Below are 11,799 nucleotides of genomic sequence, written 5' to 3'. Positions count from 1 at the left end.
ATCGCTAAATCAGCTTTTGAGTCGCGTCAAGCTGGGGTGAGACCCCGCAGGCGTTCAGACCGCCGCCGCAGCAGTTCGACCGTGGTCAGCAGCGCGATCGAGATCACGACAAGGATGGTCGCAACGGCCAAAATGGTCGGGCTGATCTGTTCACGCAGGCCTGTGAACATCTGCCAAGGCAATGTCTTTTGGCTAGCTGATCCGACAAAGAGAACCACCACAACTTCGTCAAACGAAGTAATGAAGGCAAACAATCCGCCCGAGATTACACCCGGCAAAATCAGCGGCATCTGGATCTTGAAGAACGTCCGCACCGGACCTGCACCCATATTCGCAGCAGCCCGCGTCAGGGATTGGTCAAACCCGACCAGCGTTGCGGTCACCGTGATTATGACGAAGGGAATCCCCAGAACCGCGTGGGCCAGCACGACTTTCACATAGCCGACGAAGTTCTTGTTCATACCCAGCGTACCTTCCAAAAAGCGGCCGATGTCGCTGTAGAAAAAGAACATACCCGTGGCCGAGATGATCAGCGGAACGATCATCGGCGAAATCAGAATGCCCATGATGGCTCGACGCCCCGGAACATGCGACTGGCTGAGACCTATCGCCGCCAGAGTGCCCAAGGTCACCGAAATGACAGTCGCAATTGGCGCAATGATCAGCGAGTTCTTAAAGCTGCGCTGCCATTCATTGTTGGTGAAGAAGTCACGGTAGTGCTTTAGCGAGTACCCCTCGGGGTCCAGACGCAGCATTTCCGGTGTAAAGGTAAAGAAGTCCTGCGCATTGAACGACAGAGGCAGAACTACAAGGATCGGCGTGATCAGGAACACGAAGATCGCCCCACAGATCACCCGGAAAGTATAGTGCCATAACACCTGTCCTGCTGTCATGTATGGCAGTAGTTTTTGGCGATAGCGCCCTTCGTAGAGCCAGAAGATGAAAAAGGCAAAAAACCATCCCGCCAAAAGTCCAACGATCAAGCCCGTGATACCCGCAAAGAAAAACCCGATTGCAGCAAGTCCCAGGATCGTGATCCAACGTGCGACGCGTTCATTGTCCAGCACGTTGATGTACAACCACGCCAGACCTGCCATCAGTGCAGCACCGATCACAATACCCAGCAGGACATTGTCCTGCCCGGCACCGACGAACATGCCCAGGAACCCTCCGGCGATTGCGACAGTCGGCAGAACCACCGACAACGGTTTGCGGGATATTGGTGTAAGTGCAGCCATATTCTTTATCCCAGCTTGACGTTATCAATGCCCACGATCTTGTCGTAGCACCAGTAAAGTAGAAGAACGACCGCCAGCAAAATTGTCCCCAGCGCCGCTGCCAGCCCCCAGTTAAGTGACGACGAGATGTGATAGGCAATCCGATTCGAGATGAAAACACCTTTAGTGCCGCCTACGATCTCGGGCGTGATGTAGTAGCCGATCGCTAGAATGAACACGAGGATCGACCCCGCGCCGATGCCCGGAATAGATTGAGGGAAATAAATCCGCCAGAAGGTCGTCCAGTTTGTTGCGCCCATGGATTTCGCTGCGCGCGTGTAAGTCGGCGGGATCGTCTGCATGACCGAATACATTGGCAGGATCATGAACGGCAGTAGGATGTGCGTCATTGCGATGATCGTGCCGAATTGGTTGTTGATGATCACCAGCCTTGCATCATCGGCAACAAACCCCAACCAGACTAGCGTTTCGTTGATCACCCCTTGCTGTTGCAACATCACTTTCCACGCTGATGTACGCACCAGCAGCGAGGTCCAGAACGGAAGCAGCACCAAAATCATCAGCATATTCGAAACGCGCATCGGCAGATTGGCCAGCAGGTATGAGATCGGATAGGCCAGCAGAATACAAGAGCCAGTAATAATCAGCGACATGAACAAGGTCCGCCCGAACAGCTTGATAAGGATACGTTTATCTTCGGGTTGGGCCTGCGCACCTTCTGGCGTGCGCTGCATATCAACGGCGTTCAGAAAGTACCCATTGGTGATCGGCACTGCATGCGTCTTAATCACGCGCCAGATATTCACATCCCCCCAGCCGTCGTGAATCTCGATCAGCTTTTCCTTGAACGGAGCGTCAGCTTCTGGGTCCAATCGTTTGATCTTGCGTCCCGATTGCCTGAACATCGAGGACATCCCTGTCTGTTCGTAGTTCAGGCGTGAACCCAGTTTCGTATGTTCTTTTGCGTCAATTGCGGCGACCATATCTTTGGCAAAGGCCGCATAAAGCGCCTCATCCGGTAGCTCTCCGCTTTCGGCATCCCAATTCTGCAGCTCGACCACCGTAAGGGGAAGCGTTTGGGACACTATCCCGTTCTCAACCGAGCGGAACAGCATCGAAACGATCGGGATCACAAAGGACAGCAGTACAAATAGCAGCAAGGGCGCAATCAGAGCCAAAGCCCGAAGTTTTCGGCGGCGCAAGGATCGCGCCAGAGATTTCTTCAGCGGCGTGCCATCGGCAGCAAGCATCGGGCCGGATTGAGTAGCGTCAGTCATCTGCGTCCCTTGGTCTTAGGTAAGCCGGGGCCAATGGCGGCCCCGGCCGTGTATTTCAGAACCGGCTTATTTTGCCAGCCATGCCTGAAATTTCGCGTCGATATCGTCGCGGTAGTCAGCCCAGAACTCGTAGTTGTACAGGAACGTGTTCTTGGCGTTTTCCGGATCAGTCGGCATGTGTGGTGCCATGTCGATACCCAGATCGGCGTGCTGACCAACCAGCGGTGCCGAAGACGCACGTGCCGGGCCGTACGAGATGTACTTGGCCTGATCCGCCAGACGCTGCGTGTCTGTTGCGAACATTATGTAGTCCAAGGCGCGCTGCTGACGCTCTTCGCTCAGACCGGCGGGAATGATCCAGCCATCCAGATCGAATACCTGCGCGTCCCACAGCATGGCAACGGGCTGCTTCTGCTCTTCGATCACGCTGAACAGACGACCGTTATAGGTTGAGCCCATGATGACTTCGCCATCTGCCAGCAGCTGAGGCGTGTCTGCACCTGCGGACCACCAGACAACACTGTCCTTGATGGTATCCAGCTTGGCCAGAGCCTGATCCTGCCCCTCCGGGGTCGCCAGAACGTCATAAACATCGTCTTTGGCAACGCCATCACATAGCAGCGCCCATTCCATGTTATTGATCGGACGTTTTTCCAGCGAACGTTTGCCAGGGTAGTTTTCCAGATCAAACACTGCGCAGATTTCGGTCGGAGGGTTATCGCCGACCAGATCGGTACGATAGCCGAATGTGGTCGAGTACACGATCTGCGGAATAAAGCAGTCGCTGACCAGTAGATCGCCGAAGTCGTCGGAGGCAGACGTCCCATCCGGCGCCGGAGCCAGCTGGGTGTCAAAGTCGATTTCCAGCGCCAGACCTTCGTCACAAAGACGAATGGCGTCCGCCGCAACAACGTCAACAACATCCCAGGTAACGTTGCCAGCTTCGTTCATGGCCCGCAGTTTGGCAACCGCCTCGGCCGAGCTGTCATCATTCAGGATGGTGACACCGGTCTTTTCTGAATAGGGCTCGTGATAGGCCTTCAGCTGCGACTTGGAATAGGCTCCGCCCCAAGAGACGATCGTCATCTCTTCGGCTGACGCGGCGCCGGCAACAGCCACAATCGCACTCGCCATAAGAGTGGTTTTGGTAATTTTCATCGTTAACTCCCTGTTTTTCCCGTTAATCTTTGTCATTGCGGTTGGGCCACGGGGTAACCCACGCATGCCTTTCCCCGCACATATTGGTGACACGAGCGGGGTAATTCCTGATCAGGCGTCCAATGCCCGGCAGTCGCGCGCAAGCCAGCCGATCTCGACTTCCTGGCCCGGCGACAGCCTGATAGCGTCCGGTGCGTTACGCGTCTTGATGATAAAATCATCATTCCCGGCAACCGACAAACGGAAGCGGAAGACGTCGCCCATGTAAATGAACTCTTTCACCGTTGCTTTCAGAGTATGCGCATCGGCGTGCAGACGATCCTTGTTGAATTCCACCCGCTCAGGCCGGATTGACACTTTGGTCCGATCACCTGCCGCGTGGACATTGACCGGCTTGGCGTCAATTTCAGATCCGTCATCCAGCGCCACAACACATTCATCGCCGTTGATTGACTTAATAACGCCTTCCAATGTGTTGTTTTCACCAATGAACTGGGCAACAAAACTGTTTTCCGGCTCTTCGTACAGCAGATCCGGCGGCGCAAGCTGTTGAATGCGCCCATCGTCGAATACCGCAACGCGATCCGACATTGTCAGCGCTTCGGTCTGATCGTGGGTCACGTAGACGGTCGTTATCCCCAGTTCATGGGCCAGACGCGTGATTTCAAATTGCATATGTTCGCGCAGCTGTTTGTCGAGTGCACCCAGCGGTTCATCCATCAGAACCAGCTCGGGTTCGAAAACCAACGCGCGCGCAAGGGCGATCCGCTGTTGCTGCCCCCCGGACAATTGCGCAGGTCGACGGCTGCCAAAGGCCCCCATCTGGACCATATCAAGCGCTCGGCGGACCTTTTCTTCTCGCGCATCCTTGCCAATATTCCGCACTTCCAGCGGAAAGGACAGGTTTTCTGCCACTGTCATGTGCGGGAACAAAGCGTAGTTCTGGAATACCATGCCGATACCGCGTTTGTGCGGTGGGATGTTGTTGATCGGTCGACCGTCCAACATAATCTCGCCATGTGTGGCTGTTTCAAACCCGGCCAGCATCATCAGGCAAGTTGTCTTGCCGGACCCTGAGGGCCCAAGCATTGTAAGAAACTCACCCTTCGGCATCGAAAGGTTAAGGTCTTTTACAACAAGGATCTCGCCATCATAGGATTTTTGGACATGCTGAAACTCGACGAACGCTGCGTCATTAGACATTTACCGATTAGTCTCCCCTGTGCGGTCCCTGCTTGCCCGGTTCATCCGGATCTCAAAGACCTGTCGAGGCCATTTAAGGACATGCAGGGTGCGGCACGCAACCAAAATATGACACGTGGGTAACTATTAGAAAGGAAGCAGCCGAGTTTTCAGGCGGAATTCAACTTTCGCATGTGCCACGCAAGGCTTTGATTACTGGAAAGCACCGGTTTTTTTAGGCGTTCCTGTACAATCGGGATAACATCAAAAGTTCTTAAATTCGTGCAGCTTAGAAAAATAGCTTCAACCGAATCGTCCCGCCCAAGATTCATCGCAGCGTCGATCAGAGAATCTTGGGAAATTCGGGCAACCTTGGCTTCCTCGGCTTCGCCGAAGGTGCCAAAAACATCCATCGAGATGCCATTTTGCGAAAATGCATTGCGTAAGGGATCGTTCACTTCTTCGATATATGGCGACAAAAGTGCGAACTTTGCTACACCAAGTTCGTGGGCGCAGGCCGAGGCCGCGCGCAATGGGTTTGTAACAATCGCTGCCGTGCAAGTTTTTTGAACCATTTGTTCGACCTGATCCGAGCCGATGACCGAGCTGGCAGAGGTGCAGCCATAACCGACCACACGATATGGTCGGGTCTTGGGCAACAGATCGGCAGCGGCAGGTAACGCGGTTTCCATTTCCGCCAGAGTATCTGTCGTCACCTCTTTGCCGCTGGGAATTCTGGAGACGTAAATCGGACAGCTACGATCAGAAAAATACGCGTTGAATTCCGGCTCAAGGGTCTCGTCTGTCTGCAAGACGATCAGACCCATTGGGGGCATGGCGGGATCATCTGCATCAACTGTATAAGGTAAGCGCGTCATATCTCGGGCAACTCCATACCAACGCGAGGGCTAAGAAAGCGGGGCTCTTCTCCGGTTATGACGATGTTTTCTTCGTGGACAAGGATCTTTCCGCCCACGGCAATGCCCGGCTCAAGCGTCAAGACCATGCCTGATTCCAAAACTGTGTGGTCGGTTGGTATTAAGGACGGCCATTCTGTCAGAGACATACCCAATCCATGCCCCAAACGCCCTGCCCCAGTGTCAGCATCGTGGCGCGACAGCACAGAGTTCATCGCCTGAAACAAGTCAGCCGCCGTGGCGCCCGGGCGCGCAATCTCGAATGCCGCATCCGATGCTTCAATCAAAGCACTGTAGGCTGACTTAACCTGCGCGTTCGCGGACCCTATTGACCAGTTGCGGTCGTAATCACTGAAATACCCATCCCAAACCAGGCCGGTGTCCAGCATCAAGACATCGCCTTGCTGCAGCAGCGTATCAGATGCCGGGGAAATCACATCGGTGTAGCCACCCTGTTCCGCACCGCCCGCGAGGTATGGAACCCAATCGGCCCCGTCGTCCAGGCACAGCATTTGAAACCCGCGGAACACAGCATCCAGCGCCACGCCTTCTTTGGCGATTTCGGGCACCCGCTGAAAGGCACGCCCAGCGATGGCGCATGCCGTTTCAATCTTTGCAATCTCCGCTGATGATTTCACCATCCGCAGCGCGCGTACGATCCCTTCATCGCCGCAAAGGTCTCGCTGACCGACTGTCTGTTGCAGACGTCGAAGGTCTGCCAACGGCATCCTGACATGCGTTTCATGCCCATCTGGTAGTCCGATCTTTGCGTCGTCGGGCGTCACCTCGCGAAGTGTATCAGCCAAAAGGCTAATGCCATCGTCGGCCAGATCCGGCGCAGCCCAGGTTCGGATATCGTCGAGCCATGTCTCGGCCATAAGCGCGGCCCCGATCGAAGGGATCACCGCAATCGGCTTGCCACTGGCAGGTACAATCAGAAACCAGGGCCGTGTTGGGCTTTCCCAAAACCGCGTCAGGTAGCCGGTAAAATATCGGACCTCAGGTTCCGTCGTCAGCAACAGGGCCGACAGACCAGAGGCTTGCATCTTGTTTTGCGCGCGTTCCGTTCGTGCTGCGAACTCAGATGTGTCAAACCCCCTCATTCCGTGACCTCAGAGAAAAAGCGGATAACCTGCGCGTCTGCGTCAATTCTCAAGCAAGTGCCATTGATCAGCTTTTGGCCGCCGCGATGGGGGGTAGGTGAGATTCTCAATTTGGTGTCTTTCCCGTGATGCCCATTGACGTGATCGCATTCGTCAAGTTCTGTCAACAAAACTCGCCCAAGGCAGGAGCCTAAAATGCCCCATTCAGATCCGGCATTCAGCCGCGCCGAGTACGACCGCAGATTGGCAAAGGCCCGCGCCGCCATGGCAGCCGCCGGGTTGGATGCTTTGTTTGTCGAAGATCCTTCAAACATGGCATGGCTGACGGGCTATGAGGGCTGGTCGTTCTATGTGCATCAAGGGGTACTTGTGCTTCAGGATGCCGACCCGATCTGGTGGGGCCGAAATCAGGATGCCAACGGCGCGCGTAAAACTGTTTGGATGTCCAATGACCGGATCCACGGCTATGCGGACGAATACGTACAATCCACCGTGCGTCACCCCATGCAGGATCTGGCAGCGCTGATTGCGGATACTGGTATCGCGAAGGGGCGGATCGGTGTCGAGTTGGACAATTATTATTATTCAGCCAAAGCGCACCTGACTTTGCTGGCGGAGTTGCCCGACGCAGAGCTGGTCGACGCAAACACATTGGTGAACTGGCAGCGTGCCGTGAAATCCGATGAGGAAATTGCGCTAATGCGAAAAGCTGCCCGGATATCCGAGCATGTGACCGACGGCGTATTGGAGCGCATCGAACCGGGTATGCGCAAGAACGACCTCGTCGCGCAAATCTACCATGACGCAGTCACCGGAGTTGGCGAGGATTGGGGCGATTACGCAGCCATTGTGCCGCTGCTCCCGTCCGGCCCGGATGCCGCTGCACCGCACCTGACTTGGGATGGTGAACCATTCAAATCCGGAGAGTGTACATTTTTCGAACTGTCAGGCTGCTATCGCCGTTACCACGCGCCCTTCTGCCGCTCGGTCTTTTTGGGTAAGCCACCTGACTATTTGCTTCGTGCTGAAGCCGCCCTGGTAGAAGGGCTTGAGGCGGGACTAGAAGCCGCGCGTGCCGGCAATCAGGCGCGTGATATCGCGTTTGCTCTGGCTGCCCCGCTGGAACGGGCGGGTATCGAGCGCGGCGCGCGATGCGGGTATCCGATTGGCCTGAGTTATCCGCCGGACTGGGGTGAACGCACGATATCCCTGCGCCCCGAGGATGAGACAGTGCTGGAACCTGGCATGACCTTTCACTTCATGCCCGGCCTCTGGATGGATGATTGGGGGTTGGAGATCACTGAGCCGATCCTCATCACAGAATCCGGACCTGCCGAGTGTTTCTGCAACCGCCCCAGAAAGCTGTTTGTAAAGCCATGACCTTACCGAGAACCCTAGAACTATTAGCGGACCTGATCGCTTTTGAGACGGTGTCAGCAGATTCGAATCTGGAAATGATCAGCTATCTGACCGAACGGCTCGAGGCACTGGGCGCGCGATGTATCGTCACGCGGGACAAGACTGGCACCAAGGCCAATGTGTTTGCCACGATCGGCCCCGATCAACCCGGTGGTATCCTTCTGTCCGGCCATACGGATGTGGTGCCGGTGGCCGATCAGGACTGGACGACAGATCCGTTTAAGTTGGCGGAAAGTGACGGCAAACTCTACGGTCGCGGCACATGCGACATGAAGGGCTTTATCGCTGCGGCGGTGGCTTTCGGCGAAACACTGGATGTCGGGAAGCTGACCCAGCCGCTGCACTTTGCCTTTACTTACGACGAGGAAGTCGGCTGCCTTGGTGCGCAAACCCTAGTCGACGACCTGTCTGAACGTGGCATCGTTCCGGACATCGCCATCATCGGTGAGCCGACCGAGATGCGTGTGATTGAGGGTCATAAGGGCTGCTTTGAATGTACGACCCGTTTTACCGGGTTAGAGGGACACAGCTCTGCCCCCGATGACGGGGTAAATGCTGCGGAGTATGCCGCGCGATACATCAGCAAACTGCTGGAGCTGCGCCATATCCTCAAGTCCCGCGCACCCGCCGACAGCCGGTTCGAGCCGCCTTGGACGACGGTCAATATCGGCCAAATCTCTGGGGGCGTTGCCCATAACGTCATAGCTAGCAAGGCTGAGGTTTTGTGGGAGATGCGACCCGTGCAGGCAAGTGACGCCGACCTCGTCAAAAAGACCCTTGCGGACTACGTGGAGCATTCCTTGTTACCGGAGATGCAAGCGGTCCACAGCGACTCGAACATCACACAAGAGGCTATCGCCGAGGTCGAAGGCCTTGAGCCGATGGAAGAAAACGCAGCCCGTGATCTGGTGGCCGAACTGACCGGAGCCAACGGTACAGGTGTTGTCGCTTTTGCGACCGAGGCCGGGTTGTTTCAGAAGCTTGGCGTTCACGCGATCGTTTGCGGGCCAGGTTCAATCGCACAGGCCCACAAGGCGGACGAGTTCCTCGAGATTGAACAGTTGGACATGTGCTGCAGAATGCTAACCCGCTTAGGTCATCGCCTCACCCGTTAGCTGCATCCATGGGAGCGGTCATATTTTGATCGATCCGGTTGCACATGCGCCGTACGCGCTTTCTCGCCGGGGTCATAGACCTCCATCAACAGCGGATGGCAGGCAGCGGCATCCGAAGAATGTTCCGATGAACAATCCCCGCCGGGACACGCAGACAGACCAACGATCAGGTCAATCTCAGCGTAGAACTCGAGATAATCGCCGGGTCGTACTGGGCTGGCCTTCATAAAATACTGGCCGGTATCGCGGGTAAATCCAGTGCACATGAACACGTTCAGCACGTCATGCACCAGCATTTCGGCCTCATGCAGTGGCAGGTCGCAATAGCTGGCCAGCGCGCGGGTCAGGTTCGAATGACAGCAATAGTGATAGTCATCCCCCGACAGCAAACGCCCGGTATACGGATCACACCGTGTGCCAATCACGTCATGGACCGATCCGCCATAGGTATCGAACCCATACCAGTCCAGAGTATCGGCAATGATCGTCGCCATCGGTCGCATGTTGGGAAAGCTCGACCACATCCGGTCGCCGGTAGACAGATGCGTGCCATGCAGCGCACGGGTTTTGCCGGAATAGAACCGCTCAGTCAGGTCATGCTTATTCCACATGTTCAGGTCACCGACCTGAGGGCCATCGACCGAAACCACCCTGACGAAAGCGCCAGCCGGAACATCAATGCATGCCGCATCGCGTGGCGCCGCAGTGACCTCGGCCACCTTTACCGCATCCTCGCGAAGCTTGCTCAAACCGTTCAGATCAGGCTGCTTCAGCGCATCCGGCGGATAGCATATTACAGGGGCAATGGCCTTGCGCTCGGCGGTATCGGCCGGTGATGGGAAGTTTGGTTTTGTCAGTTTCATGCGCCCCTCACTTCCCTTCGGAAATCCCTGCTTTGCCGAATCCTTAACGCATTATGAAGGGGTTCGCCATCGGCTCTTGCGCGGTGCTGATCCAGGTTGTCTTGGTTCTGGTGTAATCCAGTATCGCTTCAACCCCGGCCTCGCGACCATATCCCGACTGTTTGAACCCACCGAACGGCGCAATGGGTGAGATCGCGCGATAGGTGTTCACCCAGCAGATACCGGCCCGGACCCGTTTTGACACACGGTGTGCGCGCGCAAGGTTCTGCGTGAACACGCCCGAGCCCAACCCGTAAGGGGTGCTGTTTGCCAGCGCGATAGCCTCTTCTTCGGTATCGAATGGCAGCAAGGACATCACCGGCCCGAACATTTCGATTTTCAACGTTTCGGTTTCGGGGGATGCGCATTCTACCAAAGTGGGGTTCATGTAATTCCCGGGACGGTCGGCAGCTTTTCCACCGAAATGGATCGTCGCGCCCTGCCCCTGCGCTTTGCCTAAGGTCTCTTCGATCTTGCGCACCTGCGCCGCGGTACATAACGGACCAACATGCGTTTCCGGCTGCAAGGGATCACCCAACCGGATGGCGCTGGCCTTTTCGGCGATCCGCTCGACCAGAGGCCCAAGGATTGACCGATGCACCAGTCCGCGCGTTCCCGCCACGCAACTCTGACCGGATGCGCCGAAGTTACCTGCGATCAGGCCGTTTGCTGCACCGTCCATATCGGCGTCCTCAAACACGAGGATCGGGGATTTCCCACCCAGTTCCAATGACGTTACCGCAAAGTTCTCAGCCGAGTTTCGCACCACATGGCGGGCGGTCTCTGGCCCGCCGGTAAAAGCAATTCGGTCGACATCAGGATGGCGGGTCAGTGGAATTGCACAGTTTTCGGCGTCACCGGTGATGACCGACACAACGCCGGACGGGAACCCAGCCTGTTCAATCAGCTTGGCGAATTCCAGCATGGGTGCGGGCGCGATTTCCGATGCTTTCAGCACCACGGAACACCCGGCAGCCAACGCCGGGCCCAGCTTGGTCGCGGTCAGGAACATTTGCGCATTCCACGGCACGATCGCGGCCACGACGCCAATCGGTTCTCGTGAGGTAAAGACATGCATGTCCGGCTTGTCGATGGGCAGGACCGTGCCTTCGACCTTGTCTGCCAGACCCGCATAGTAGCGGTAGTAATCGGCGACATATCCGGTTTGTGCCGAGGTTTCCGCCAACAGCTTTCCGCTGTCGGTCGTCTCCAACTCACCCAGACGCGCAGCATTCTCAGCCACCAGATCGGCAAGGCGATACAGCAGCTTGCCCCGCTGCGTCTGTGTCATATCCCGCCATCCCGGGTCATCCAAAACCCGTTTGGCGGCGGCGATGGCGCGTTCAACATCACTGGGCGAGGCGCACGCGAATGTGGCCCACCCCTGGCCTGTGGCCGGGTTCTCGGACGTCATAACCTGCGAGGCTGAACCTTCGGTCCAGGCGCCATCAATGAACAGCTGAAAATGCGGTAAGTTTCCCATGGTGG

The 11,799-nt window shown here is 56.3% G+C and carries 10 protein-coding genes; 2 read left to right on the top strand and 8 right to left on the bottom strand.

Annotated features, from left to right (window positions below; translation table 11 throughout):
* Positions 1 to 26: 26 nt before the first annotated feature.
* The 6 genes from RUA4292_RS11980 to RUA4292_RS11955 form a co-directional block, all read right to left on the bottom strand.
* Complete coding sequence (locus tag RUA4292_RS11980; protein WP_058277778.1) at positions 27 to 1,238, bottom strand: ABC transporter permease; 1,212 nt, start codon at positions 1,236 to 1,238, stop codon at positions 27 to 29.
* Positions 1,239 to 1,243: 5 nt separating this feature from the next.
* On the bottom strand, positions 1,244 to 2,515 hold the full coding sequence (locus RUA4292_RS11975; RefSeq protein ID WP_058277777.1) for an ABC transporter permease: 1,272 nt from the start codon (positions 2,513 to 2,515) through the stop codon (positions 1,244 to 1,246).
* 66 nt (positions 2,516 to 2,581) lie between these two features.
* A complete protein-coding gene (locus RUA4292_RS11970; RefSeq protein ID WP_058277776.1) occupies positions 2,582 to 3,673 on the bottom strand; it encodes an extracellular solute-binding protein in 1,092 nt (363 codons plus the stop codon).
* 111 nt (positions 3,674 to 3,784) lie between these two features.
* A complete protein-coding gene (locus RUA4292_RS11965; protein WP_058277775.1) occupies positions 3,785 to 4,876 on the bottom strand; it encodes an ABC transporter ATP-binding protein in 1,092 nt (363 codons plus the stop codon).
* A gap of 149 nt (positions 4,877 to 5,025) precedes the next feature.
* Positions 5,026 to 5,733, bottom strand: a complete 708-nt coding sequence (locus RUA4292_RS11960) for a maleate cis-trans isomerase family protein (RefSeq protein WP_058277774.1) — start codon at positions 5,731 to 5,733, stop codon at positions 5,026 to 5,028.
* Positions 5,730 to 6,875: a M24 family metallopeptidase gene (locus tag RUA4292_RS11955; RefSeq protein WP_058277773.1), complete on the bottom strand. Its 1,146-nt coding sequence runs from the start codon at positions 6,873 to 6,875 to the stop codon at positions 5,730 to 5,732. Before RUA4292_RS11955 ends, RUA4292_RS11960 begins: the two co-directional genes overlap by 4 nt.
* A 195-nt stretch (positions 6,876 to 7,070) precedes the next feature.
* On the opposite strand from RUA4292_RS11955, the gene RUA4292_RS11950 reads away from it, so the two are divergent.
* Together RUA4292_RS11950 and argE are read left to right on the top strand one after the other, a co-directional pair.
* Positions 7,071 to 8,255, top strand: a complete 1,185-nt coding sequence (locus tag RUA4292_RS11950) for a M24 family metallopeptidase (protein ID WP_058277772.1) — start codon at positions 7,071 to 7,073, stop codon at positions 8,253 to 8,255.
* On the top strand, positions 8,252 to 9,409 hold the full coding sequence (argE, locus tag RUA4292_RS11945) for an acetylornithine deacetylase (protein ID WP_058277771.1): 1,158 nt from the start codon (positions 8,252 to 8,254) through the stop codon (positions 9,407 to 9,409). Before RUA4292_RS11950 ends, argE begins: the two co-directional genes overlap by 4 nt.
* On the opposite strand, the gene RUA4292_RS11940 is transcribed toward argE, so the two are convergent.
* On the bottom strand, positions 9,406 to 10,272 hold the full coding sequence (locus tag RUA4292_RS11940; protein WP_199520006.1) for an urea carboxylase-associated family protein: 867 nt from the start codon (positions 10,270 to 10,272) through the stop codon (positions 9,406 to 9,408). The genes argE and RUA4292_RS11940 overlap by 4 nt on opposite strands.
* 43 nt (positions 10,273 to 10,315) lie before the next feature.
* Positions 10,316 to 11,794 carry an aldehyde dehydrogenase gene (locus tag RUA4292_RS11935; RefSeq protein ID WP_058277770.1) on the bottom strand — a complete coding sequence of 493 codons (1,479 nt, stop codon included), beginning with the start codon at positions 11,792 to 11,794 and terminating at the stop codon, positions 10,316 to 10,318.
* Positions 11,795 to 11,799: the final 5 nt, after the last annotated feature.

The organism is Ruegeria atlantica, assembly GCF_001458195.1.
GTDB lineage: Bacteria > Pseudomonadota > Alphaproteobacteria > Rhodobacterales > Rhodobacteraceae > Ruegeria > Ruegeria atlantica.
This window is presented reverse-complemented; position numbering and strand designations above follow the sequence as displayed.